This is a genomic window from Ruegeria sp. YS9 (assembly GCF_024628725.1).
Taxonomy (GTDB): Bacteria; Pseudomonadota; Alphaproteobacteria; order Rhodobacterales; family Rhodobacteraceae; genus Ruegeria; species Ruegeria atlantica_C.
The window spans coordinates 90,442-112,379 of record NZ_CP102411.1 but is presented as its reverse complement, the minus strand read 5'-3'; the positions used below and the strand labels follow the sequence as shown (position 1 = coordinate 112,379).

The window sequence follows — 21,938 nt, the reverse complement described above, 5'->3', positions numbered from 1 at the left end:
ATAGGGAATGGGGCATCGCGATGAAGAAGAAGAGGACCAGGGCGACTGATCCACCTCGTCCGAGTCCTATCATTCGATGAGCCCGGTACTGACGCACGGGAGGAACAAAATGTCTGATTTTTCTGAAAGAAAGGTACCTTCAGAGCCCGAATCTCGGCGCGATTTCTTGTATTATGTCACCGGCAGTGCAGCCATAGTGGCCACGGGTGCTGCGGTCTGGCCACTTGTTAACAGCATGAACCCCAGTGCAGACATCTCCGCCCAAGCCGTTGTCGACATAGATCTTGAAGGTGTCGGACCAGGAACGAGGATCACTGTCAAATGGAAAGGCAAGCCGATCTTTATAGACCACCGGACTAAAGAGCGGATCGCGCTGGCGATAGCAGAAGACGATGCACCAATGATCGACCCGCAACCTGACGCCGAGCGCGTACAGCGACCGGAATGGCTGGTAGTTATTGGCGTTTGCACCCATCTGGGATGCATACCACTCGGGCAGGGCGGCAGCGAACCCACCGGAGACTGGGACGGTTGGTTCTGTCCGTGTCACGGTTCACATTACGACACGTCGGGCAGAATTCGGAAAGGCCCGGCGCCCCGCAACCTCGATCTGCCCCCCTACGAGTTCGTCACCGACACGCGGGTCAAAATTGGGTGACGGCGCGGTTAACTCTGTCCAAAGGCAAATGCCCGCCAAGCTCGTTTGTCAGTCCTCGAATATCCCTCGATCAGCGCCGCGATGACATGCGGCGCAGTTCGACATGGAACCTGCTTTCTGGAGTTTTCGGGACGAGACCTCGCCGTCATGTTCCGAGCGGAACCAGGGCATTTCGGAAATCCGCAGAGGCGTATCCTCTGGCGCAATCCGGTAGAGGAGGCTGGACGAACGCCCTCCGACGTCGGCGGCATTCTGGGTCAGGTAAGCCTCGATCTCTGTGCGAGTTGCGTCGTCCAGCATGGCGTTTTCGCCAAAATGGTCATCAAGCGTGGTCATGATCTTTGTCCACGACCGGCTGGGCAGGAATCCTGCCGGATAGGCCATGTGGCATTCGCTGCATTCGGCCTTGGTTGCGGCGTGAGTTACGGGCCGCATAAACTCACCTTCGCTGGCAAGAACCGGCGCCGAAATCAGAGCTATTGCAGCTACAGCAAGAATTCGTTTCATGGTGGTGTCCTTTCCTCAGAGGCTCATGAACCAAGAAATGATGTCGGCTTTTTCCTGCGCGCTGCAGTCGCGGCCGAGAACAGAGTTGCAGTTTCGCCCAAACCATTTTTCGACAAATTTCATGTCGGTGAACCGTTCTGAATTCACGCGCGGAACCAGGGGGTCGATCGGCTTTCCGGTGCGGGCCTGACCGCCTTTTGTAGGGTCTGCCGAATGACAGGTGACGCAGGAGGGCGTATGGGGTTTTCCGCTTGCATGGTTGACCGTGAACAGCGCCCGTCCGTTTTTCGGTGATGGGGCAGCACCCGCCTCGGCACTGTATTGATCGACCAAGGCCTGCGGGGAAGTGTCTTGCGCCAAGACAGGCTGGGACAACAGGATGGCGGAAAGAACAAGAACTGGTTTCATTGCTTAGGCTCCTTCGGAACGGAAATCTGAAAAGGGCTGAACCAGCCGCTCTCGGCATCCCTGTGACAAGCGAAACAGTTCGAGCGGCTATGGATGGTGCGGCGGGTGAATGTGCCATCGGCGAGCGACCCGTGAAGACGTTGCCAGATGTCTGTGTTCGGTAGGGCAACCGGCAGGGTTTCTTGCAAACCCGTCCAGAGGGTCGCGGGCTTGCTGTCCACAGTTTCCGCGGAGTGCTTGACCAGCCAAACGGTAATCTCGTCACCGGTCTCCTTTGGCAGAGTGGCGTCCTCACCGAAATGACTGTCCAGCTTGTCCATCATCAATTGCCAGGATGCGGCAGGACGCAGGGACGGGTGATAAGCCATGTGGCAGGCGGCGCATTCATCGCTGTAGACCAGTGCCATACTCCCAACCGGCGGGAGCGGCAGTGGGCTCTGTGACATCCTGTTGATCGCGCCGGTGGCGATGATGACAAGACCCGAGATGAAAAGGGCGGCAAGCGCCCGCTGCGCAGGCCGTGGCGGCGCAGTCAAATCCCCGGCGCGCATCTCCTTGCGCCCGTTTATCATCGACCTGGCCAGGTTCTCTCGGCTGCGGCGGCTTTCCAGAACGACACCGCCGATATGCAGGGCAATGAAGCTCAACAGCGCGAAAGCGGCCAACTCGTGAATTTTGCTCCAGATGTGGCCCTGTGATGCTGGCAAAAAGGCAGCCATCGGCCCTGATTTTAGACCGCTGCCCAAGCTGGCGACACCTGTCAAACCAAGCCCGACGATCAGGGTAAGCAATACAAAGACCATCAAGGCAGCAAGTGGATTGTGCCCGATGTGGCGCGCATGAGCCGCTCCGGCCCTCAGATGGCTGATAGCCTGCCGGTAGCTTGGTAAGAACTGCGAAAACCGCGCGTAGGTAGGGCCGGTAAATCCCCAGACAGTTCTGGCAGTAACCAATGCAATGGCAAGGGAACCGGAAACCAGGTGTAGGCGAATCCAAGATGCGTCCAGCAGGAACCCAGACACCAACGCGGTGGAAACGCACGCTACCAGCCCCCAATGAAATACACGAGTGAATCGATCCCAGACGAGATGTCCGTCATAGGCCAGCCCATCAAATGGCGCGGGAACTTCTCTCATCGCTTCTGCCTCTCATCAATCTCACCAGAAGTTTGTCAGAAGCGCACTGATGTCAGCCTGATGGGGACTGTCAGGTGATTGTCAGGTAGCAGCCAGAGGCAAAGTGATCCGAACCATCAGTCCCGGATCGCGGGAGATCAATTCCAGCGATCCGCCCAGTGCCTCGGTCAATTCCCGCGCGATCGCCAGGCCAAGCCCGGTTCCTGTTTCGTCCTCGCGCACGCCCCGGCGCATGAGAGTATCGATCTTGTCTGGTGGAATGCCCGGACCGTCGTCAAGAACGCTCAGAACTGCATGCGTCGCCTGTTTGCGTGCTGATATCCTGACTTGCCGCCTCGCATGGCGAGATGCGTTTTCCGTAATCGCACCCAGAATTGCGGATAAATCTTCCATATCTGCCGCAACCACGAGATTCGCTGGCGCGTCCAAATCCCATTTCAATGCGTCGTTCAAACTGGCTTTCTGAACTACTGCAATAACGCGACTTGCAGCCTCGGTGAGATCGGCCTTCGACGTGGCGGCTCGCGTCGCAATACGAACCCTGTTCAATTCACGCTCGACATGGCGATGCATGCTTTTGACGGTGCTTTCGATTGACGCTGCGGTATCAGTCAATCCGGCCTCGCGAACACGGCGCGCATCTCCAAGTAATGCTTGAAGTGGGGTTTTCAGGCCATGAGCGAGATCGCCCGCTCTGTGCCTTGCCTGCTCGATGTCCTTTTCCCTTTGTAGGAGCAGGGCATCCACTTCGGCTGCAAGGGGACGAATTTCCGTAGGGAAATCCTCGCCCACCCGGTTCACGTCTCCCGTTCGGATCCTTGATATCCGCCGCTCGACGGAATTTAGCGGTCGAAGACCGACAATGACTTGAACCGCCCCAGCGAAGACAATAAAAAGCGCCAGAAGAAGCGTAAAAGGCACAAGATCTTCCCGGAATTCTTCGGTGCTTTTCTCAAGCTGAGAGGCATCCATGGCCACGGCAGCGCGCATCGGAACGCCTCCAAGGCGTGTGGAAAGCACAATGCTCCGCTCCATGACAAGCAGCTGGTTTTCCCCGGGCCCGGAGAGATAGTGCACATGGACGGTCCCGCTCTTCAGATGATCCGGAGGAAGATCGAGAGCGAAATCCCATAGCGATCTTGAGCGTAACTGAAGCCCCTCAACTTCGATCTGCCAGTAGAGGCCCCCAAAAGGCTTTGAGAAACGGGCATCTGCCGGAGCCGATCCAATCCGAATTTTCCCTTTTTCATCCCGCTCCACTCCTGCGAGTATCTGGTCGAGCTGGACGGAGAGGTCATCAATTGCACGCCGTTCCACATGCGAGGCAAAGAGCAGCCCCAGCCCCCAGAACGCCAGCATCAGCGCGATGGAAACCGACAGCGCAGTGGCTACGAACAACCGAAAGCGGAGAGAGCCCGTTTTCACCCATCGCCCTCCACTGCCTCCAGAAAGTATCCAAACCCGCGTCTGGTGCCGATAATGCCGGCCCCAAGCTTCTTGCGAAGTCGGGTGAGAATGGCCTCCACCGCATTGGCCTCACGGGCGTCGTCATCACCATATAGATGCTCCAAGAGCTCGGTTGGCGGCACCACGCGGTCTCGGTGCAGCATGAGGTAGGACAAAAGCCGGTATTCCAGGGAGGTCACCGTTATCGGCACTCCTCGAACAGCTACGGACATCCTGTTCGTGTCGATGGTCAAATCGCCCAACGTCTGCACAGGAGCACTATGCCCGGCAGACCGGCGCACCAGCGCCCGAGCCCTGGTCACAAGTTCTTCCATCCGGAACGGTTTGGGCAGATAGTCGTCGGCCCCAGCTTCGATCCCTTCGACCCGTTCGTGCCAAGCCCCGCGCGCTGTCAGGACCAGAACGGGCATCTGCCGGCCGTTGGCGCGCCAGCGTTTCAACACGCTCAATCCGTCCATGTGCGGCAATCCGAGATCAAGAACGACGAGGTCATAATCTTCGGTATCCCCCAGAAACCATGCGTCCTCGCCGTCCTCGCCGATTTCCACGCGGAATCCAGAGGCTTCCAAAGCAGATTGCACGTCCTTGCGAATGATCGGGTCGTCTTCGACCGCGAGAAGCCGCATTATTCGTCCCTTTCCTGCCAGCCTTCCTGCTCAACTTCGAGTATCGCACCCGTGGTGGCATCCACCATGACTTCGATCATTCGGCCCGAGCCCGTGATCAACTCCAGTTCATAGACATACGCGCCATGCTCGCGTTCGAACTCTGCTTCGAGCAGCGACGCATCGAATCTCTCTAAAACGTCCGGAACAATCTTCGAGAGCGGAATGACCTTATGTTGGCGCACTGCATCACGTGCCGCATCGTGGTCCTCGGATGCGAGGACAGTGCTGGCAAGTGTGCATATCAGAACGATCAAAGCGTGTTTCATGTAGGCAAACTACCGTCTTTCCACTGACAGTTCACTGACACGGGCTGTCAGACCGGCATCAGGCGACATTTGAGAAAAAGGAATATCGACAGGGCAATCCCGCCCAATTCATCTTGGAGACCTACATGAAAGTAATCCTCTTTGCCGCCACCCTGCTTACCGCCACCGCTGCGGCCTTTGCTGTCAACGCCGCCACCGATACGGTCACGTCGGCGTCACCTGAGACCGTCACTTGGATGCCCGTTGGCGAGGTTGCCGCCAAGCTTGAAGCGCAGGGCTACCAAATTCTGGAAATTGAGCGCGATGACGACCGCTACTACGAAGTCGAAATGCGCGACGTATATGGATACGAAGTCGAAGCCTACCTGGACGCAGCGACTGGCGAACCGGTTCCCCACATGTCCGATACGAATGACGACTACAGCGAGAAAGGCGACGACTAATCGAAACTTCTTGTGATGATTTGACCCCCACGGCGAAGCCTCGCTGTGGGGGCGTTCATTCTGGGTCAGCCTGCCCAGAACTCGTGCTTGAAGAACTCATTGAGATCGAGCAGCCAATTCGCGGGCGGAAGCCCAAACACCGTCAATGTGACCAAAGCGATCACGAAAGCGGCTCCGATCATCGCTTCGATCCGATGCCCCTGTGGACACATCCTGTTGCCGAGGATCAGCGTTTTGAAGGTTCGAATATGCAGCGCCGCGTGCCACAGGGAGAATCCGACAAACAGCAACGCCAAGGCGATGTGGACGTCATCCCACCCTTGCCGGTCAAGGCCCAACACCTGCCAGTCGGTGGCATTGGAGATTTTACCTATTGGAGCGAAAAACAAAATGCCTCCGCTGACCAGCATGGCCAAAAAGGAAAAGGTCACACCGAACACAGCCATGGCCCTACCAGAAATCTTGGTTTTCACGCGCGCTGTTGATTCTGCATTGGCCATTATTGCCTCCATTCACGATGCCAAAATATTAGGCCAGAAACAGAAAGTTCGCCTTGACCCATCTTAAGTTCCCCACAGAGGAACAGCGAATTGTGCGACCGTGGTGAAACAAAGTGCTATATCAAACTTGGGACAGCCGCGCCGCGATCACGACCTGACCCAGCGCGGCCAGGATCGCAGCGATGAACACGGCTTCGATGGCGATTATGCTGACCACCACGCCGCCCACAAGTGGCGCCAGCGCCGCCGGGGCCGCAAAGCTGTTAAACCACGCGGAATAGGCCGGACGGCGGTCGTCGGGCGAGATCTCCAGCAGGTAGCCGAGATAGCCGATGGTCACCCCGTTCATCATCACGCCGATCAGGAAGAACAGCGCCGCGAAACCGGTCAGCCCCGAACTCGAGACCACAAGCAGCAACACCAGCACCGGAGGTCCGAGACGCACCAGTGCCACTATCCCCAGCAGGCGCAATTTGCCCATCCGGTCGCCGATACGGCCCCAGACCGGATTCGAGGCCAGCGCGCCGACGGTCTGCGCCGCCAACAGCGTTCCGACATCCGCCGCCCCGAGGCCGCTGCGGCTGGCGGCAACGACATAGAACGGCAACGCCATCAGCGTCGCTGCGCCAAGCCATTGGAAGATCAGGAACAGCCGGAACCGGCGATCCTGTTGTAGTGTCGAGACCCCTTCGCGCAGAAATCCAGACAGATTGGCCGGGCGGTCCCGTGGCGCCCTTGCAGCGGTAGCGGGCTCACCCGCGGCGACAAAAAGCGTCGCAGAGACGATCATCAGCACCGCGCCGAGCCAGAAGATCAGCGCATAGGCCCTGAGCGGCAGCATCACGTCGAGCGCAAGTCGCAGAACGCCCGCCACCAGAACCGCCAGAACACCGCCGCCGAAAAAGCGCCAGGCCAACATACGGCTGCGGCGCTCGGACGGGATCGCCCGGCCGACGATGTCGTTGTAGGGCACCGCGACCACGCCGCTGACAAAGGCGTAGATTGTCCACAGCCCCAGCATCCCGAGCGCCAGCGGAACCGGAGGCCAATCGACCTGCGGCCAGTCGGCCCCCCACCACAGAAGCATACCGATCATCGCGACCGTGATCGCCCGCCCATAGGCACCAAGGGCGTAGAACGGCATGCGCCGATCGGTGCGCTCGGCGAGGTAGCCCACCGCGAACTGGGGCAGCAGCCAGCCAAGACGCAGGACCGTGCTGGCATAGCCCACGGCCAGCGCGCTACCGGTCAGCATATGCACCAGACTGGCCACCACCGTCGCGCTGTCCACCGCCGCCGACCCGCCCTGAAACACCGCACCAGCACCGGCGATGCGCCAAAATCTCGTGTCTTCGGGATTACGCCTTGCCATTCGCCGCCTCTGCCTCCGCCCGGGCGCGGCGGATGTCGATGCCGCTCTGCCACAACACCGTCAGGCCGATCCCGACCACCAGAAGGATCGTCAGCACATAGTTGAACAGGATCATCAGAAGGGCGGTTTCGTCCGGAACGCCAAGCACCTTGAGCGCGAACCCCGCCCCAAAGACAAAGCTCGCCGGGATGCGCACGAAACGACCCAGAACCATGGCGAACCCGGCAAACACCATCAAGAACAGGTAATCCCACGCGCTCAGCACCACGCCAACCGCCAGCCCGGCCCACAGGAAATGGGTTGTCGCCACCAGCTTACCCGCAATGGCTGCGGCAATGGCGGCGATGCGGCGGGCCCGTGCCTGTGGCCAGACGATCCCTTCACCGAGCGCGGTGCGCAGATACGCGCCATCGGCCCCGATGCGGGCGGCAGCCCAGTCGAAGAGTCGGCAGACCAGAGGGTCCTCGCTGAGAAGTGACGCGCGGAACCGGAACAGAACCCAAAGCAGGCTGCCGAAAAGCATCAGGTTCAACAGGCCCGCAACGCTCAATCCCAGCCGCAGGTCACCCTCGATCTGTGGAATCTGGCCGGCGGCGGCCACCGCTCCGGCAAAAAGGGCGAAAACGACGCCGTCGAGGAACCGGGCGATGATCGCGGTTGCAAGCACGGTCGCCATCTTCAGGCGGTCGAGCCGGGCAACCAGCCAGGCCCGGACCAGCGGGCTGATGCCGAGCGGGACAAGGACATTTGCGCCATAACCTGCCAGTAGCGCCCCCGTCAGCCGCAGGGTGCCGACCGGTTTCACGTCGAACAGGATCTGCCGCCACTTCCAGCCGCTCATCAGCTGCTCCAGCAGGATGGTGGCGGCAAGAATCGCGATCCAGAACATGTTGGCTCCGCGCAGGCCCTGCAGAAACAGCGCAAAATCGAGGCTGCCGTAGAGCGCAAACACCAGATAGAGCGCCAGGGCGGAGCCGAATATCGGCAGCAGCCACCGTTTCAGGAAGGTCCGCATTTGACATCCTCGCAACTACCAAGACCCCAATGTTTTAACCTCCGTATCATGATACGGTGTCAAGATGACGGTGACGGAGGGAGACCGCGATGCAACCACTCAAGATCGGCCAGGCCGCGCGCGAGACCGGGATAGGCGTCGAGACGATCCGATTTTATGAAAGGAAGGGCCTTGTCACTCAGCCGCCGCGCCCAATTGACGGCGGCGCGCGGGACTATGGTGGTGACACGCTTTGGCGGCTGAAATTCATATCCGGCGCTAAGAAGCTCGGATTTTCGCTGGCAGAAATCGCGGAAATTCTGGAGTTGCGCACGGCACCAAATACCGAGTGCGTCGCGATGCAGGCCAGAGCGCGCAAAAAGCGGGACGAAATTCAGGAACGGATCGACGGGCTTGCACGGTTGAGGAACAATCTGGACGAGCTGATCGCGGCGTGTCCGGGGCGTGGTGGAATTCAGAACTGTTCGATCGTGGGTGCCATAGAACGCAGCAGTGAGAAATAGGCGCAATTCCGGCCTTGAACGGAGGGTAGCGGAGTTGCTTGCGAACCGGGTTATTGCCAAGCAGGACCCAGAGCGGCAGGTGCAGCGAAAAAAGGAGAGCGAGGGTTCCGTTTCCGAGCAGAGTTTGCGTCAGATCATTGTGAGAAATCCCTGCGTCGCCCAGAAAGCCATATCTGATGAGTATCGGAGGGTGACGGACAAGTCGGCCCTGTAAATGCGGTCCAGCTTTAATCCTACCGGTGCGATTTTATGTCGGTTTAAAACAAGTTTACCCAAGAGGGAACATGACAATGAATAACCTGAGCCGCCGCCGCTTGATGCAAGGAGCCGCGGCAATTGCGTGCAGCGCGGCGCTTCCCGCCTTAGCGAAAATCGGTCCCTCAATCCATGTCCTGAAGGATCCGAATTGCGGGTGCTGCGGATCGTGGATCAAAATCATGCGGGCGGAAGGTTTTGAAGTAGGCGTGGAAAACAGTGCTTGGGAGGCCTTGAACGCTTACAAAACTGCCAATGGGATTCCGGAGGGCATGATGTCATGCCACACGGGCCGCGTGGAGGGCTACATGATCGAAGGACACGTCCCGCCCGCTGACATTCGGCGCCTGCTGGGCGAACACCCGGATGCCGTCGGACTGTCGGTTCCGGGAATGCCTTTCGGCTCGCCAGGCATGGGGCCGGAAAGCGAACGCGAAGCTTTTGACGTCTTCCTGATCCGCAAGGATGGAACCACAGAGGTGTTCGCCAGATACCCGGCCGCATGAAGTTCCGATGGCGCTGGCAAGATCCTGAAAAACGCGGCGCTCGCTTCTTCTGCCCGGTTTACGTGACATTCTTCACGGCAAACCAGTTGATCCGTGACTTCACGCCTGCCTTGTCCTACCGGGCAAGTTCCAGCTTACGGTGAAAAAATACCCGCGTCCGCAAAGCCTGATGACCGGCTTTGCGGACAAAACCGACATCCCGGCCGCCGTATCAACCGCAGCATTTGTAGCCCGCCTGAATTGGCGGGCATGGAGCCGATCCGTAGGAACAGTAGACGCAGCAATCGCCGGGAAGTGGCTTCAGGACTTTTCCGCAAGATGTGCATTCGTAGAACCACTGGCACGCGTCTGTTGGCATCGTTTCAGGCCTTGAATGTCCACATTCCGGGCAGATGATCGTGCTGACAAGGTTCGGGCGCTTTTCACTCATGGCGTCACATCAAGGTTATCAGGAAATCATTTATTCGGATTTCGTTGAGCACGATAACCCAAGCGATGGCCGTCAACGCAAAACTGCCTGTCAGCCACCATTTGAGGCGGTCGAGCGAACCACGGCGATACGCGACGATGCCAGAGAGAAACAGCAGGGCCGTCGAACCGCCGAGCACGTAATAACTCGCGGCGGCGATCTTGCCGAATACGGCCAGCCAGCTCCCTCCCAAGCCAAGTAAAATCAAGGCCATCGGCAAGATGCAGCAGGTCGCAACGCCAAGTGCGGTAAACGATCCAATAAAACTCGCGCCAACAAACTTGCTCATGGTCAGCTTTCTCCGGCTTTGACGAACTCGAACGGAAGCCGGTTCGACTTCCTCGATTCTTGCTTCGCGCGGTTTGTGAAATTCGACATCATGACCGACAACATGCATCCTGTAGTAGCTACAGGTTCAAGGGAAAGGTCATCACATGATTGCGATTGGCGAAGCGGCGAGATTGATCGGTCTGTCGGTCGAGACGATCCGCTATTACGAACGGGAAGGCATAGTCGAGAAAGCCGGTCGAACCGCCTCGGGACGCCGCGCATACACGGAACGGGAAATCTCCGAGCTCAGATTCATCAAACGCTGCCGCGATCTTGGCTTTACCATTCAGGATGCATGCGCACTTCGCGAATTGTCCAAAGCGCCCGAGCAAGCTTGTCGTGACGTCGAAGACGTTGCAACAAGACATCTCGACAACGTCAGGTCAAAAATCGCCGCCCTCCAACGGTTGGAGCAAGCACTGGCAGAACTTGTGCAGACCTGCACCGAGGGTGCGGCCTCATGCCCCCTGCTAACGGCGTTGCTCAACGAGCCTTTCGTCAAAGATGTCATTAGCGGCCACTAATTGCAGCGCCTGGAAAACCGAAACTGGCTATCTCAGCTTGCGGAGGAGCGGCTTCATTGTCCCGGTATTCCGTAACCCTCAGCGATGACGGCCGATCTCTGTTGTATTTTTGTTGAATGAGAGAATTGCGATCAGCTTACCCTCTAATTCGCTCTGTTAGCTATGCCGGGCTGGTGATGGCGTGGATGCTCTGATGCTGTCAACTAAGGAAGAAATACCAAAGAATCTGCAAATTTTTGCCGCTTTACCCCTAGAGGCTAAGAAGCTGTTGCAATTCCCCTAAGCACATGAAGGCTTGGAATAAAACACATTGGCCGGGGAAGTTTGGATACTTTAGAGGAACGAGCATGGAGAAGGCAGATATGACAAATCCCACTTTAGTTCAGGGAGTGTTATCGAAAAACCTGCTGGGTTATCTCCCAATGGTCTGTTTTATATGCAGCTTTTTTGTGTCTGCCGCTGCGTCGCAAGCATCTGAGCTTCCCTCGATCGGTCTTGATAGAAAGATTGAAGCGCCATCGGGTGCCAAAACACTATGCAAAGATTATTCGTGGGCGTGCGCGAGCGCTCGTAGTTCTGGTCTCTCCGTGGCGCAAGAAAATCAGATCGTTAAAACGATCAACACGCGCGTCAATCGAAGGATTCGTGCCGTTTCGGATCAAAGCCAATATGGGACAAAGGAGTACTGGACACTGCCGACGCAAGGGTCAGGAGATTGCGAAGACTTCGCTTTGCAAAAGAAGTTTGAACTTGTGCAGAATGGTTTGGATCCTACGAAGCTACTAATTGCGACTGTCTTGGACACCAATCGCAATGGCCATGCTGTTCTTGTCTATCGCTCGAGTGAAGGCGACTTGGTTCTGGACAATGTTACCAACAGGATCAAAACGTGGAAGGAAACCAGGTATCTATTCCTAAGAATACAGGACCCACTACACCCTGACCGTTGGGTGCAGGTTTTTAGCGGCTAAAAGCAAATGTGGCGCGCCCTCGAGACGCGCCACGATAAGCTTTGGTCCTGCGACTACCAGTTGTTTCGCGGCAACCCCAGTTTAGGGCACCGCTTCAAACTTTGGTCAAGCTTCCGCAGCGTTGTACAAGCGCGGAGTCACCAGACCTGTGCTGTTCAAACCGCGCATCGCCTTGGCTGCCGCAAGCACTGCTAGATCAGCAATCGGCTCGATGACTATTACCAGCATATAGGCACCGCCAAAGGACAGAACCGACGCCATAGTTTCAGCACCAAATCCCTGGCCGTAGAAAGCCCAGAACGCAACCCATGCGACTACTCCCCCCTGATACATCGCACTCAGGGCAAGAGCTTGGCCATATTTGAGGTCAACATATGCTGTACCGGGTGCAATGATGCGGCTGGCCAATGCTTGTAGCGCAAATAGCGGCACCAGCAGAGTGGTTAGGTTGATGAAGTACTGCGGAAGATCGAACGGGGCAAAAAACACCCCCTGAATCAGCAGACCGGCTGCCAATCCAAAAGCCGCGGGTGCAGCACCGAGAAGCAGGAACAGCGTCGACCCCAGAATGAAGTGGACTTCAGAGACACCAACCGGGAAGTGTGGCAGGACTTCAAAGAAAAGGAAGACACCAACGGTGGCGAGCACCGAGCGCATGACAAAAGATGCAGGTCCATTCGCACGCAATGTGGAAAACGTTTCTTTCGCTGCGTAAGTAGCCGCGCCTGCGGCGGTAACATAGGAAAGCGCGATTTTGGCACCATTCACGATGCCCGGTTCGATGTGCATTTTATTTCTCCCTACCGCCTCACCCGGCGGCTTGTCAGGTTGAATCGGCCGTAAGGCCGACAGATACAGTCTGGGCATAGCCCGGCGTTTTACGGCAGGTCTCCTGACTCGCGGGTGCTCGCTCCGCCAACCTTCCCGGTTCCATTACGAACCAGTGGTGTCTTGGCATCGCTCTCCGCTCACAGTTGCGGGGGCAGTTACGGAATTGGCGCCGTTAAAAACACCGAACCGTATTCCCATTTAATCCTTTTGGCTTCCGCCATCAGGAACCGAAAACAATTCACCGCTACAATGGCGGCTTCGTTTCTGTCAATTGTCTTTGCGACCTAGTCCGAAGTAGACTCGACCGAAGTAGGGTTCACGCAACCGGCGACATGGTCGACTAGGTAAACCAAGTGTTACCTGAAGCCTCTTGAAGCTCTAGCTGCTAGAGGCTTTAAGACTCGAATTTGATCGCGAAAATGCGATGCAAATACATTAAACTTGTGAACCAGGACGAGATCTATGCTGACAAGGCGCCATTTCATTCAATCAACCACTGCGCTGTTCTCCGCGTCTGCGGCCAGTCCATTGATCGCCAAAACATGGCCAACCTCGTCGCAAAAGACCTATTGGGACAGCCAGGTCACGCCATTTGATTACGATCCAGCGACCTCAAATCCATGGGGCGTTCATGACCGTTTTTTACCACGACGTGTCGTAGCAAATGATGGTTTGGTTCCTGGTGACATCCATGTCGATGCCGTCGCGCGCTATCTTTACCATATCGAGGAAGGCGGGACAGCAATGCGCTATGGCGTAGCGATCGCGCGTGGGAACCTTTACGAGCCCGGTACCTATGCTATCCGGCGCAAGGTCGAGTGGCCACATTGGACACCAACGGCTTCAATGATCGAGCGCAACCCCGAATACGCGGAATTTCGGGATGGCATGGAACCCGGGCCAAGTAATGCTCTCGGCTCTCGAGCCCTTTATCTATACGTTGGGGATCGAGATACTTATCTCAGAATCCACGGTACACCTCAGCCCAGAAGCATCGGTGGTCGCGCAAGTTCTGGATGTGTTAGAATGATCATGGCCCATATCAATGATCTCTACCCACATGTAAAAATCGGCTCGACCGCATACTTATACTCGGCCGAAGATAGCGTCACAGCCCGCTCATAAATTTTGGGCAGCGTAGGTGGACGTCGCTGCCCTCTTTTTTTATCAGGCGTCGCGCGCGGCGCAGATCGGAGCGCCATTCGTCGCGCGCAATGGTACCAATGTCGTCTCGACAGGTCCGCTGTGCTCATACCAGAAGCAATTGTCATCTGGTAAAAGGCGTGCCGTAGCCAGATCCTGCCCCGGCCCTGCCAGTGCAACGACCGAATCTGGCAGGTTACCTGGTTCGAATGCTTTGCTTTTGCCCCCTGTGAACTGGGCTGAGCAACCGGCAGTAATCGAGACTAACGTGATGGTAATTGCGATCCGTTTCTGCATTGACCTGTTCCAAATTTTTTACGTCTTCTGCGACTAGATTGCATTCACGCGGCCAGCCCGCAAGAAGGAATGAAGCATCAATATCGCGGGCAACGAACCGGATTGAAAAAAAATTGAAAAAGGTATTGAAGCTCTAGTTGCTGTAGGAACTATTTGCAAAGGACCGCAGAGATTCTTGAGGTCTAACTATGTCATCCGATACCCACAACCACGACCATGACCACGAAAATAGACAAGGTCACAACGCGTGCGGCAGTAGCGGGTGTGGTGACATCGCGCCCGTCGGTCCGATTCCCGAAGGTGGCAGAAGCTTTCAGGTCTCTGGCCTTGATTGCGCCGAAGAGGTTGCGATCCTGAACCGGGTTATCGGCCCGAAAGTTGGTGGTGAAGAGCATCTCGCTTTTGATGTCATCAACGGTCGAATGACGCTTCTTGAAAGTGCTGCCAAGATGTCTGACGAAGATGTCATGCTGCTGGTTGCCAGTACTGGTATGACCGCCAAACCATGGGATGACGGAAATGCCGCTCAGGACCAGGCGGCGCATATTGCACGTCAGCGGCGGTTCACCATCCTCAGCGGAGGGTTTTGGGCAGCGGGTTTTGGCTGGCACATTTTCGAAACAGGCATGGGCGGTGCGCTCGGGCTGTTTTCGGGACATGGTGAGGTTCCGATGCCTTTGCCCGAGGCAGCTTTGTTCGCGGTCGCGATCTTGTTTGGCGTCTGGCTGGTGGCGCCCAAGGCCTGGTCTTCGGCGCGACGCCTTTCACCGGATATGAACCTGCTGATGGTGGTTGCCGTCTGTGGCGCTATCGCTTTGGGCGAGTTCTTCGAAGCGGCAACGGTGGCATTCTTCTTTTCGCTCTCGCTTTATCTGGAAAGCTGGAGTGTCGGACGGGCTCGGAACGCGGTATCCGCGCTGCTTGATCTGGCCCCCCCGACGGTTCGGCTGGTTCGTGCTGACGGCTCAGAGGCAACGGTCCCGGCGGCGGATGTCTTTGTCGGTGACAGCTTCATCGTTCGGGGTGGGGATCGCATTCCACTTGACGGGGAAGTCATCGAAGGGGCCGGTGCCGTTGACCAGGCTCCAATCACAGGTGAAAGCGCGTTGATTCCCAAAGAGCTGGATGATGAGGTCTATGCCGGCACAATCAATGGTGAAGGCACCCTCAAAATACGTGCGACGAAAACAGCGTCCGATACCGTGCTTGCCAAGATCATCCGGATGGTCGGTGATGCTCATGCTCGCCGTGCGCCGGTTGAGCAGTGGGTTACAAAATTTGCGCGGATCTTTACGCCCATCGTTATGGTCGTCGCAGTGGCTATCGCCCTGATCCCGCCGCTTGCATTTGGCGCATCGTCGGGTTTCTGGTTTTACAATGCACTTGTTCTTCTGGTTATCGCCTGCCCCTGTGCGCTCGTCATTTCCACACCGGTTTCAATCGTTGCGGCTTTGACCGCTTCGGCCCGGGCTGGGGTTCTGATTAAGGGCGGCGCATATATCGAGGCTCCCGGGCGTACCACCGCACTGGCCATGGACAAGACCGGCACGATCACCATGGGAGAGCCTGAAGTCGCCAATGTGTATCCGCTGGGCGACCCATCCGAGCAGGAGCTGTTGGCGAGCGCTGCCAGCCTCGAGGTTCGGTCTTCACACCCGCTGGCCCGCGCCATTTTGACCCGGGCAGAACAGACCGACATTTCGATATCTGCGGCTGAAGACATCCGAACCGTTCCCGGTCGGGGTCTTGAAGGCCGCATCGAGCGCGGAGATATCTGGCTTGGCTCCGACCGCTTCGCTGAAGAAAAGGGCTTTGGCGCGTCCATCCCTGCCGAATTGCGCAACCAAATCGAGAGCGCGGGAAGCACACTTGTGGTTGTCGGGGATGAGAACGGAGTCGCCGGTTTGCTTGAGCTGCGGGACCGCATTCGACCCGAAGCCCGAAGCATCGTTGCCCGGCTTCACGCGCAGGGCGTGAAGTCGATCATCATGCTGACGGGTGACAACGAACAAACCGCGAGAGCGGTAGCAGCCGAAGTCGGTATCGACGAAGTCCGGGCCCAGCTTCTGCCGGAAGACAAAGTCGCTGCGATTGAGGAACTGGCAGAACAGCACGAGATGGTTGCGATGATCGGCGATGGCGTCAACGACGCACCTGCGATGGCTCGGGCACATTATGCGGTTGCGATGGGTGCAGTTGGGTCCGACGCTGCTATCGAGACCGCAGATATTGCTCTGATGACCGACGACATCGGTAAAGTACCCTGGCTGATCGACCATTCACGTCGAACCATGTCGATCATCCGTCAGAACATCGGCTTCTCACTTGCGACCAAAGCATTGTTTGTCACTCTGACGGGTTTTGGGCTGGCATCCATGTGGGGTGCAATCGCCGCGGATGTCGGAGTGTCCTTGCTGGTCGTGGCCAATGCCTTACGGCTTCTGAAAGCTCCGGAAGATCATAGCGCCCAGACTAAGGCAAATACCCTTGGCTCGCAAGGAATAGGCGCTGCGACCACATAAGAGTGGAAGCCGGACTTCAAGGTGTCCGGCTTTCGCCTTGCTTACTGGCGCGTTACATCAGGCGCACAACTGCGATTGAAAGAAAAAACGCCACCAGGCCAAAAGCGATGGCATATCCTTTAGCGTATTGAAGAATATCAAGGCTGTTGCCATTCCGGCGCTTTGCCAAGACCCCACCCCAAACGGCGCCAACCAAGGCCCCCGCGATTGCCATCATTTTACATCCTCTGATTTGGTTCTTCTGGAGTGCAGTCCGCTTCAGGCGCGCATACCCGCAAACTGATAGCCGCGCACCTGAAGCCGTTTTAAGAAACTCTCACGAACTAGATTCGCGTTTTTTGGCGACGGGATTGCCCAGCTGTTTCTCAAGCTGTGCTCGAGCATTTCTTAAGCGTTTTCGCGCTGCTTCGTTTTCAACCTCGTTGTTCGCAGCGGCAGCAAGTCGGTCGTCAGAAAGCGGGTCCGTTGGTCGCCCGTCGACCAATACTTCATAATGAAGATTGGGGCCGGTCGCGGTGCCGCTCGACCCGACACGACCAACCACCTCGCCAGCCTCCACGCGCTGACCTTTGGCCAGACCATCGGCGGTTGCGCTAAGATGCGTATATCGCGTGACCGTGTCCGATCCATGAGCGATTTCCACCACACGCCCATACCCCCCGCGCCAACCTACATAAGACACGCGCCCCGGAGCCGTCGCATGTACCGGAGTACCACGTGCGGCAGCGAAATCGACACCGGTGTGCATCCGCACATTGCCGTAGACCGGATGTTTCCGCCGACCAAAGACAGAACTCAGGCGCGCGCCCTCAACTGGTTGCGAGAAGACGCGAAGAAGCTCACCATCGACATAGATTGCGGCGCGGCCAATTTCGGCGTCTGGCCATGCTATTTCGTAAAGTTGGTCATCCACTTCCAGTGCTGCAAAAATGAGTTGCGGCTGGCCTACCTTCTCGCCGTCGATACTTTCTTCGCGCCAGAGAAGACGGAGTTTTTCGCCACCGGTCAGATCGCGTCGAAAATCCACTGTGCCGCTCAGCATCTGAGCGAGATCCACCGCAAAACGAACCGGGATCTTTGCGGTGCTCAGAGCATTTGAGATCGAAGTTTCGATCTCTGTTTTGCGGGCCAGAATGACAGTGTCGGGTTCCGGTGAGACCACGCGCGTGGACAATGTCTCGCTAAGTGTCACTTCAATTCTCACGCCATCTTCCACGGCGAGCTCCACACTCCGCAGTTGATCCGCTGCCGTTGCAACGACTGTTATCGAGTGACCCGGCCGCAAGCGCCGCAAGTCGTATTCAGCGCCAAGTGCAAGTGCGATTTCAGCGCGATCGGTTGCGTCAATCCCCGCGTCAGACAGCATACTGTCGAGTGTGTCACCCACCGCAAGCTCGCGCGTCCATGTTCGTGAAGGTGGTTCAACAGGAGGCAAAGGTTCCTCTGCCTGAATGGGTTCCGGCTGAACAGGTCGAAACGAAACGGGGCTTGGAGCGAGTTCTGCCGATGGTACGTTCAGCAACAGAGCCGATGTGGTCTGCGGTTCCGCAGGAAGTTTGGGCACCTGAAAGACCGTGGGCGCAGGCACCGTCATTTCAGACCTGTTCGAGGCAATGAACATGATCGCAGCAATCGAGACGCTGCTGATCGCGATCGCCGAGGTTGCTAGAAACCGTGCGCTCATGATGTTGTATCCGCTCCACTTTTCAAAGCGCGGCGGATCTTGGGTACAGCAAACTCTCTCTGCTCATGATAGTCGATGGTGCTGACAAATTCGCCTGTGGGGTTAAACAGAAAAACACTTGCGGTGTGGTTCATTGTGTAGTCGCCATCTTCCATAGGAACTTTTTCATAAGTGGCGCGAAAGTCGTCTGCGGCTTGCGCGATTTGGTCCGAAACGCCGACCCAACCGCGAATAGCTGGATGAAAGTAGCTGACATAATCGGTCATGGCATCGACCGTGTCCCTTTCAGGGTCTACGGTTATGAACACGACGTTCAATTCGTCCGCGTCATTGCCCAGATCATCCAGCCAGAGGGAAATATCCGAAAGAGTCGTCGGGCAAACATCCGGGCAGTAGGTAAAGCCGAAGAACACCATTGTTGCACGTCCGACCAGCGATTGCGGGGTGACGGGGGTCCCTTCGTGATCAACCATGCGAAAGTTCATGCCCGACAACGCAAGGGGACGAAGGCGAACTGATTGAGCCGCTCCCGGCCCATCCACTTGCCACCATCCGACAAAGAGTGTCAGGCCGATTGCGCCAATTCCAGCAGCCCCAAATGTGAGAACACGTCGCCGCTGCATCAGTTCTCTGGGCCTCGTGCAGCAATACCGAATATCGGTATGTTGACGGTCTTTTCTGCTCCATCGGCAAAGATCAGGGTCAGCGCAAAACTCTCGCCTTCAGTCATCGGGCGTTGCAGCCGCATAAGCATTGCATGCAGCCCGCCGGGCTCAAGCGCGACGGAACCACCGGGCGCAATTTCCAGCTCGCCAGCTGGTGCCATGGAACTGACGCCCTCTGCATTGGTCGATGTCTGGTGGATCTCGGGCATCATCGCAAGATCGGTGCGGATAGAGGTCAGTGTGACGACCTCATCACTGGTGTTGCGGATCGTCATGTACGCGGCACCCGGCCGGTTGGTGCCGATAGAGGCCCGCGACCAGGCATCTTCAACGACAACATCGTCGCCCCCTGCCAGTACCGGTGCCGATAGAATGGCAGTGGTGCCGAATGCGGCAAGCACACCTGCCAGAAGTGTATTTTTTGTAGTGAGTCTCATAGTACCTCTCGCTACTGCTCAGCTTTGCAGTGCTGCAACTTCTGCAGCGACCAGACGTCTCAATTCAGCCTCACCAAACGGATCCAGAGATTTGCCATTGACGAAGAATGTCGGAGTTTGCCGTATACCGACCGCTTCGACATCAGCGCGATCCTGATTAAGAACACCGACTGTCTGGGGCGCGAGCATTTGTGCCTGCGCTGCATCGGCATCCAGTCCCGCCGCTGCTGCAATTCGAATAATAAGACCAGGCTCAGGCGCACCATGCGCGGCCCATTTGGGCTGCTCTCGCAGCACGGCTTCCAGGACCGGTTCAAAGACCCCCTGCATGCGTGCCGCTTCAAGCACGCGGATCGCCTCCTCTGAGCCTTCGCCATGGAAAGGGGTGTACCGGATCACAACGCGCACGGCGTCTCCATGCTGTGCCATGATGTCCTTCACGACCGGATGAAAGGCACGGCAGGCTTCACAAGCCGGATCGAAAAATTCGACAATTGTAACCGGTGCGTCTTTAGGGCCGAGAACAGGCGAGTAAGAACGGATAAGTGTTTCAGCGATTTCGGGTGCGACAGGCTCGGTGTTGCCTGAAGCAGCCGGGCGGTTCACGTACCAGGAGGCGGCTCCAAAACCAGCGCCACCAAATGCGAGAACGGACAAAATCAGGCCTCGTCTGTTCATACTTGTTTCTCCTTGAGTGAAAGGGCGCACAGAACGCCGATTAGCGCGAATGAAACGAGCGCCATCAGCGGAATCGGGACGCCCAAAACAGTTTGATTTGCGTCCGTGCAGGACGGACCGCTAGCTGAGCATGGTTGGATTTTTTCGGGGATCAGACCGGCATACAGGCCCATGTGCCACAAGGCGACAGCAGCGCCCCCCAATGCCAGTGCTATCCCGTAACGGCCCACGTTCTGGTCCTGCCACCACAGGCCAAGCCCCAGTACGATCGCCAATGGGAACATGAACGCGCGCTGGAACCAGCAAAGCACACAGGGCGTCTGCCCCAGGATCTCTCCAATGAACAGAACAGAAAGAGAAGCAACCAGGGCAATCGCCCAGGCCAGGCCGAGAAGTGTATCTTTGGAAAACCAGGACATGGTGCTCAGAGTCTCTGTTTCAGATCCGCAAGAATTTCTTCGGGAGGCGTGCCATATGACCAGGACTGAACGAATCCAGCGTCCTCATTGAACAGAAACAGATGAGAGGTATGCCCCATCGTGTATCCGTCCGGTGCAGCGGCTTGTTCGATCCGTTCGTAGAATATCGGAAAAGTCTTGGACGTTTGCGCTATCTGTTCTGACGTGCCTGTAAGTCCAATGATCCCCGCATCGAAAAGTGGTACATACTCGGCCAAGACGGCCGGAGTGTCGCGTTCGGGGTCAATTGAAATGAAGATGGGTTGCACTTGGTTTGATTGGGTTCCCAGGCCTTCCTGCACTGCTGCCACCTCGGACAGTGTTGTAGGGCAAACGTCCGGGCAGTTGGTGAACCCAAAAAACACCAACATCCACTTGCCCGCAAAGTCGTTCTGAGTACGGACAACACCAGAGTGATCTGTCAGTTCGAACCTGGCCTCGAACGGGACAGAACCTTCTTCGGTCCGTACGGATCTGTTATCTGACCACAACATCAGATAGGCAAATGCCGCCGTTGCGACACCAGCCAGCACCCATAAGATTTTCTGAAATACAGTCAGTTTCAAAGTTAGCCGTCCGCCTGCGATTCTTGGTTCAGAACGGCGTGTACACCCTCTACCTGCTAGAGGTTCAAAGGTGATTTCGAGCCTGCGGCTGGGTGTCACAGGTCCACCGGCTGGAAGGTGCTATTGTGCGGTGCTGACCTGAACCTACATAAGCTGTAACTTTGCAAGGAGACCCAGATGCTGACGATCGGAACGCTTGGAAAAAAGACCGGAACCAAGGTTCAGACGATCCGCTACTACGAGCAGATCGGACTTATGCCGGAACCGGGGCGCACCGAAGGTGGCCAGCGGCGTTATGGCCATACCGAATTGGATCGCCTGGCTTTTATCCGTCACGCCCGCCAACTGGGGTTTTCGCTTGAGGCGATACGCGAACTGCTTGATTTGTCCGACGATCCGGATCGCCCCTGTCATGAAGCCGACAGTATCGCGCGCCGGCAACTCAAACAGATTGAGCAAAGAATGGCGCGGCTGGAAGCGTTGCGGACCGAGCTGGAGCGCATGGTGCATGAATGCAGTGGCGGCAACACCTCGGATTGTCGTGTACTCGAAGTTCTGCGCGATCATTCCGAATGTCTTACTGATCACGAAGAAATCGGCGCGTAACCCTGGGCAGCGTCGTTGCGAACTGGAATTAGCCCCTTGAAGCTATAGTCACT

Annotated in this window: 29 protein-coding genes and 1 riboswitch; of the genes, 9 read left to right on the top strand and 20 right to left on the bottom strand. The window is 57.0% G+C overall.

Going from position 1 to position 21,938, the window contains the following annotated elements; translation table 11 throughout:
* The first annotated feature begins 109 nt into the window (after positions 1-109).
* A complete protein-coding gene (petA, locus tag NOR97_RS20305; protein ID WP_152460762.1) occupies positions 110-658 on the top strand; it encodes a ubiquinol-cytochrome c reductase iron-sulfur subunit in 549 nt (182 codons plus the stop codon).
* A 48-nt stretch (positions 659-706) separates the two neighbouring features.
* Here the strand turns inward: petA and NOR97_RS20300 are convergent, their stop codons facing one another.
* From NOR97_RS20300 to NOR97_RS20275, 6 genes are all read right to left on the bottom strand, one after another.
* Positions 707-1,165: a diheme cytochrome c gene (locus NOR97_RS20300; protein WP_152460761.1), complete on the bottom strand. Its 459-nt coding sequence runs from the start codon at positions 1,163-1,165 to the stop codon at positions 707-709.
* A gap of 15 nt (positions 1,166-1,180) precedes the next feature.
* Complete coding sequence (locus NOR97_RS20295) at positions 1,181-1,573, bottom strand: DUF1924 domain-containing protein (protein ID WP_171648701.1); 393 nt, start codon at positions 1,571-1,573, stop codon at positions 1,181-1,183.
* A complete protein-coding gene (locus NOR97_RS20290; protein WP_171648699.1) occupies positions 1,570-2,709 on the bottom strand; it encodes a cytochrome b/b6 domain-containing protein in 1,140 nt (379 codons plus the stop codon). Before NOR97_RS20290 ends, NOR97_RS20295 begins: the two co-directional genes overlap by 4 nt.
* Positions 2,710-2,790: 81 nt before the next feature.
* Positions 2,791-4,134: a HAMP domain-containing sensor histidine kinase gene (locus tag NOR97_RS20285; protein WP_152460758.1), complete on the bottom strand. Its 1,344-nt coding sequence runs from the start codon at positions 4,132-4,134 to the stop codon at positions 2,791-2,793.
* Positions 4,131-4,802: a response regulator transcription factor gene (locus tag NOR97_RS20280; RefSeq protein WP_171648698.1), complete on the bottom strand. Its 672-nt coding sequence runs from the start codon at positions 4,800-4,802 to the stop codon at positions 4,131-4,133. Before NOR97_RS20280 ends, NOR97_RS20285 begins: the two co-directional genes overlap by 4 nt.
* Positions 4,802-5,110: a PepSY domain-containing protein gene (locus tag NOR97_RS20275; RefSeq protein ID WP_152460756.1), complete on the bottom strand. Its 309-nt coding sequence runs from the start codon at positions 5,108-5,110 to the stop codon at positions 4,802-4,804. The genes NOR97_RS20280 and NOR97_RS20275 overlap by 1 nt, the downstream gene beginning before the upstream one ends.
* Positions 5,111-5,235: 125 nt before the next feature.
* Between NOR97_RS20275 and NOR97_RS20270 the strand changes: the two genes are divergently transcribed.
* Positions 5,236-5,553, top strand: a complete 318-nt coding sequence (locus NOR97_RS20270; protein ID WP_171648696.1) for a PepSY domain-containing protein — start codon at positions 5,236-5,238, stop codon at positions 5,551-5,553.
* Positions 5,554-5,618: 65 nt separating this feature from the next.
* Here the strand turns inward: NOR97_RS20270 and NOR97_RS20265 are convergent, their stop codons facing one another.
* The 3 genes from NOR97_RS20265 to NOR97_RS20255 all read right to left on the bottom strand — a co-directional run bounded on the left by NOR97_RS20265 (position 5,619) and on the right by NOR97_RS20255 (position 8,440).
* Positions 5,619-6,053 carry a DUF4405 domain-containing protein gene (locus tag NOR97_RS20265; RefSeq protein ID WP_171648695.1) on the bottom strand — a complete coding sequence of 145 codons (435 nt, stop codon included), beginning with the start codon at positions 6,051-6,053 and terminating at the stop codon, positions 5,619-5,621.
* Positions 6,054-6,174: 121 nt separating this feature from the next.
* A complete protein-coding gene (locus NOR97_RS20260) occupies positions 6,175-7,425 on the bottom strand; it encodes an MFS transporter (protein WP_152460753.1) in 1,251 nt (416 codons plus the stop codon).
* Positions 7,412-8,440, bottom strand: coding sequence for a lysylphosphatidylglycerol synthase domain-containing protein (locus tag NOR97_RS20255; protein WP_152460752.1), 1,029 nt, complete (start codon positions 8,438-8,440; stop codon positions 7,412-7,414). Before NOR97_RS20255 ends, NOR97_RS20260 begins: the two co-directional genes overlap by 14 nt.
* Before the next feature lie 89 nt (positions 8,441-8,529).
* Between NOR97_RS20255 and NOR97_RS20250 the strand changes: the two genes are divergently transcribed.
* Both NOR97_RS20250 and NOR97_RS21250 read left to right on the top strand, forming a co-directional pair.
* Positions 8,530-8,943, top strand: a complete 414-nt coding sequence (locus NOR97_RS20250; protein WP_152460751.1) for a heavy metal-responsive transcriptional regulator — start codon at positions 8,530-8,532, stop codon at positions 8,941-8,943.
* A gap of 563 nt (positions 8,944-9,506) precedes the next feature.
* Positions 9,507-9,704, top strand: a complete 198-nt coding sequence (locus tag NOR97_RS21250) for a DUF411 domain-containing protein (RefSeq protein ID WP_371419769.1) — start codon at positions 9,507-9,509, stop codon at positions 9,702-9,704.
* A 211-nt stretch (positions 9,705-9,915) separates the two neighbouring features.
* Here NOR97_RS21250 and NOR97_RS20240 read toward each other — a convergent pair whose 3' ends face one another.
* Positions 9,916-10,134 (bottom strand): GDCCVxC domain-containing (seleno)protein, encoded by a 219-nt coding sequence (locus NOR97_RS20240; RefSeq protein WP_152460749.1) that lies wholly within the window; start codon positions 10,132-10,134, stop codon positions 9,916-9,918.
* A 4-nt stretch (positions 10,135-10,138) separates the two neighbouring features.
* Positions 10,139-10,462 carry a hypothetical protein gene (locus NOR97_RS20235; RefSeq protein ID WP_152460748.1) on the bottom strand — a complete coding sequence of 108 codons (324 nt, stop codon included), beginning with the start codon at positions 10,460-10,462 and terminating at the stop codon, positions 10,139-10,141.
* 145 nt (positions 10,463-10,607) lie between these two features.
* Between NOR97_RS20235 and NOR97_RS20230 the strand changes: the two genes are divergently transcribed.
* Positions 10,608-11,027, top strand: a complete 420-nt coding sequence (locus NOR97_RS20230; RefSeq protein ID WP_171648694.1) for a MerR family transcriptional regulator — start codon at positions 10,608-10,610, stop codon at positions 11,025-11,027.
* A gap of 347 nt (positions 11,028-11,374) precedes the next feature.
* Positions 11,375-11,998, top strand: a complete 624-nt coding sequence (locus NOR97_RS20225) for a transglutaminase-like cysteine peptidase (protein WP_253746771.1) — start codon at positions 11,375-11,377, stop codon at positions 11,996-11,998.
* 105 nt (positions 11,999-12,103) lie between these two features.
* Here the strand turns inward: NOR97_RS20225 and NOR97_RS20220 are convergent, their stop codons facing one another.
* Positions 12,104-12,787 (bottom strand): energy-coupling factor ABC transporter permease, encoded by a 684-nt coding sequence (locus tag NOR97_RS20220; protein ID WP_171648692.1) that lies wholly within the window; start codon positions 12,785-12,787, stop codon positions 12,104-12,106.
* A 75-nt stretch (positions 12,788-12,862) separates the two neighbouring features.
* Positions 12,863-13,076, bottom strand: a riboswitch (cobalamin riboswitch).
* Positions 13,077-13,291: 215 nt separating this feature from the next.
* Here NOR97_RS20220 and NOR97_RS20215 point away from each other — a divergent pair.
* Positions 13,292-13,954, top strand: coding sequence for a L,D-transpeptidase (locus NOR97_RS20215; RefSeq protein ID WP_050605692.1), 663 nt, complete (start codon positions 13,292-13,294; stop codon positions 13,952-13,954).
* A gap of 42 nt (positions 13,955-13,996) precedes the next feature.
* Here the strand turns inward: NOR97_RS20215 and NOR97_RS20210 are convergent, their stop codons facing one another.
* Entirely contained in the window at positions 13,997-14,269 is a 273-nt protein-coding gene (locus NOR97_RS20210) for a hypothetical protein (protein ID WP_171648690.1), read from the bottom strand.
* A 188-nt stretch (positions 14,270-14,457) separates the two neighbouring features.
* Between NOR97_RS20210 and NOR97_RS20205 the strand changes: the two genes are divergently transcribed.
* Positions 14,458-16,791, top strand: a complete 2,334-nt coding sequence (locus NOR97_RS20205) for a cation-translocating P-type ATPase (RefSeq protein WP_171648688.1) — start codon at positions 14,458-14,460, stop codon at positions 16,789-16,791.
* Positions 16,792-16,843: 52 nt separating this feature from the next.
* Here the strand turns inward: NOR97_RS20205 and NOR97_RS20200 are convergent, their stop codons facing one another.
* From NOR97_RS20200 to NOR97_RS20170, 7 genes are all read right to left on the bottom strand, one after another.
* Entirely contained in the window at positions 16,844-17,008 is a 165-nt protein-coding gene (locus tag NOR97_RS20200) for a hypothetical protein (RefSeq protein WP_171678585.1), read from the bottom strand.
* Between the two features lie 99 nt (positions 17,009-17,107).
* The gene (locus NOR97_RS20195) at positions 17,108-18,475 is read right to left on the bottom strand and encodes a M23 family metallopeptidase (RefSeq protein ID WP_171648686.1); all 1,368 of its coding nucleotides are present in this window, start codon (positions 18,473-18,475) and stop codon (positions 17,108-17,110) included.
* On the bottom strand, positions 18,472-19,098 hold the full coding sequence (locus tag NOR97_RS20190) for an SCO family protein (protein WP_171648684.1): 627 nt from the start codon (positions 19,096-19,098) through the stop codon (positions 18,472-18,474). The genes NOR97_RS20195 and NOR97_RS20190 overlap by 4 nt, the downstream gene beginning before the upstream one ends.
* Positions 19,098-19,577 carry a copper chaperone PCu(A)C gene (locus tag NOR97_RS20185; RefSeq protein WP_152460744.1) on the bottom strand — a complete coding sequence of 160 codons (480 nt, stop codon included), beginning with the start codon at positions 19,575-19,577 and terminating at the stop codon, positions 19,098-19,100. Before NOR97_RS20185 ends, NOR97_RS20190 begins: the two co-directional genes overlap by 1 nt.
* An 18-nt stretch (positions 19,578-19,595) precedes the next feature.
* A complete protein-coding gene (locus tag NOR97_RS20180; RefSeq protein WP_050605686.1) occupies positions 19,596-20,255 on the bottom strand; it encodes a DsbA family protein in 660 nt (219 codons plus the stop codon).
* Positions 20,252-20,674, bottom strand: coding sequence for a disulfide bond formation protein B (locus NOR97_RS20175; protein ID WP_152460743.1), 423 nt, complete (start codon positions 20,672-20,674; stop codon positions 20,252-20,254). The genes NOR97_RS20180 and NOR97_RS20175 overlap by 4 nt, the downstream gene beginning before the upstream one ends.
* Positions 20,675-20,679: 5 nt before the next feature.
* Positions 20,680-21,243 (bottom strand): SCO family protein, encoded by a 564-nt coding sequence (locus tag NOR97_RS20170; RefSeq protein ID WP_152460846.1) that lies wholly within the window; start codon positions 21,241-21,243, stop codon positions 20,680-20,682.
* Between the two features lie 213 nt (positions 21,244-21,456).
* On the opposite strand from NOR97_RS20170, the gene NOR97_RS20165 reads away from it, so the two are divergent.
* Positions 21,457-21,885 (top strand): helix-turn-helix domain-containing protein, encoded by a 429-nt coding sequence (locus tag NOR97_RS20165; protein WP_152460742.1) that lies wholly within the window; start codon positions 21,457-21,459, stop codon positions 21,883-21,885.
* Positions 21,886-21,938 lie beyond the last annotated feature (53 nt).

Bases quoted from the DNA above. Each gene is read 5' to 3' on its own strand.
- NOR97_RS20290 (WP_171648699.1), bottom strand. From the start codon at position 2,709: ATGAGAGAAGTTCCCGCGCCATTTGATGGGCTGGCCTATGACGGACAT.
- NOR97_RS20220 (WP_171648692.1), bottom strand. From the start codon at position 12,787: ATGCACATCGAACCGGGCATCGTGAATGGTGCCAAAATCGCGCTTTCC.
- NOR97_RS20235 (WP_152460748.1), bottom strand. From the start codon at position 10,462: ATGAGCAAGTTTGTTGGCGCGAGTTTTATTGGATCGTTTACCGCACTT.
- NOR97_RS20195 (WP_171648686.1), bottom strand. From the start codon at position 18,475: ATGAGCGCACGGTTTCTAGCAACCTCGGCGATCGCGATCAGCAGCGTC.
- NOR97_RS20210 (WP_171648690.1), bottom strand. From the start codon at position 14,269: ATGCAGAAACGGATCGCAATTACCATCACGTTAGTCTCGATTACTGCC.
- NOR97_RS20165 (WP_152460742.1), top strand. From the start codon at position 21,457: ATGCTGACGATCGGAACGCTTGGAAAAAAGACCGGAACCAAGGTTCAG.
- NOR97_RS20185 (WP_152460744.1), bottom strand. From the start codon at position 19,577: ATGAGACTCACTACAAAAAATACACTTCTGGCAGGTGTGCTTGCCGCA.
- NOR97_RS20295 (WP_171648701.1), bottom strand. From the start codon at position 1,573: ATGAAACCAGTTCTTGTTCTTTCCGCCATCCTGTTGTCCCAGCCTGTC.
- NOR97_RS21250 (WP_371419769.1), top strand. From the start codon at position 9,507: ATGATCGAAGGACACGTCCCGCCCGCTGACATTCGGCGCCTGCTGGGC.
- NOR97_RS20205 (WP_171648688.1), top strand. From the start codon at position 14,458: ATGTCATCCGATACCCACAACCACGACCATGACCACGAAAATAGACAA.
- NOR97_RS20270 (WP_171648696.1), top strand. From the start codon at position 5,236: ATGAAAGTAATCCTCTTTGCCGCCACCCTGCTTACCGCCACCGCTGCG.
- NOR97_RS20180 (WP_050605686.1), bottom strand. From the start codon at position 20,255: ATGAACAGACGAGGCCTGATTTTGTCCGTTCTCGCATTTGGTGGCGCT.
- NOR97_RS20240 (WP_152460749.1), bottom strand. From the start codon at position 10,134: ATGAGTGAAAAGCGCCCGAACCTTGTCAGCACGATCATCTGCCCGGAA.
- NOR97_RS20175 (WP_152460743.1), bottom strand. From the start codon at position 20,674: ATGTCCTGGTTTTCCAAAGATACACTTCTCGGCCTGGCCTGGGCGATT.
- NOR97_RS20230 (WP_171648694.1), top strand. From the start codon at position 10,608: ATGATTGCGATTGGCGAAGCGGCGAGATTGATCGGTCTGTCGGTCGAG.
- NOR97_RS20225 (WP_253746771.1), top strand. From the start codon at position 11,375: ATGGAGAAGGCAGATATGACAAATCCCACTTTAGTTCAGGGAGTGTTA.
- NOR97_RS20190 (WP_171648684.1), bottom strand. From the start codon at position 19,098: ATGCAGCGGCGACGTGTTCTCACATTTGGGGCTGCTGGAATTGGCGCA.
- NOR97_RS20200 (WP_171678585.1), bottom strand. From the start codon at position 17,008: ATGATGGCAATCGCGGGGGCCTTGGTTGGCGCCGTTTGGGGTGGGGTC.
- NOR97_RS20215 (WP_050605692.1), top strand. From the start codon at position 13,292: ATGCTGACAAGGCGCCATTTCATTCAATCAACCACTGCGCTGTTCTCC.
- NOR97_RS20260 (WP_152460753.1), bottom strand. From the start codon at position 7,425: ATGGCAAGGCGTAATCCCGAAGACACGAGATTTTGGCGCATCGCCGGT.
- petA (WP_152460762.1), top strand. From the start codon at position 110: ATGTCTGATTTTTCTGAAAGAAAGGTACCTTCAGAGCCCGAATCTCGG.
- NOR97_RS20250 (WP_152460751.1), top strand. From the start codon at position 8,530: ATGCAACCACTCAAGATCGGCCAGGCCGCGCGCGAGACCGGGATAGGC.
- NOR97_RS20275 (WP_152460756.1), bottom strand. From the start codon at position 5,110: ATGAAACACGCTTTGATCGTTCTGATATGCACACTTGCCAGCACTGTC.
- NOR97_RS20255 (WP_152460752.1), bottom strand. From the start codon at position 8,440: ATGCGGACCTTCCTGAAACGGTGGCTGCTGCCGATATTCGGCTCCGCC.
- NOR97_RS20280 (WP_171648698.1), bottom strand. From the start codon at position 4,802: ATGCGGCTTCTCGCGGTCGAAGACGACCCGATCATTCGCAAGGACGTG.
- NOR97_RS20265 (WP_171648695.1), bottom strand. From the start codon at position 6,053: ATGGCCAATGCAGAATCAACAGCGCGCGTGAAAACCAAGATTTCTGGT.
- NOR97_RS20300 (WP_152460761.1), bottom strand. From the start codon at position 1,165: ATGAAACGAATTCTTGCTGTAGCTGCAATAGCTCTGATTTCGGCGCCG.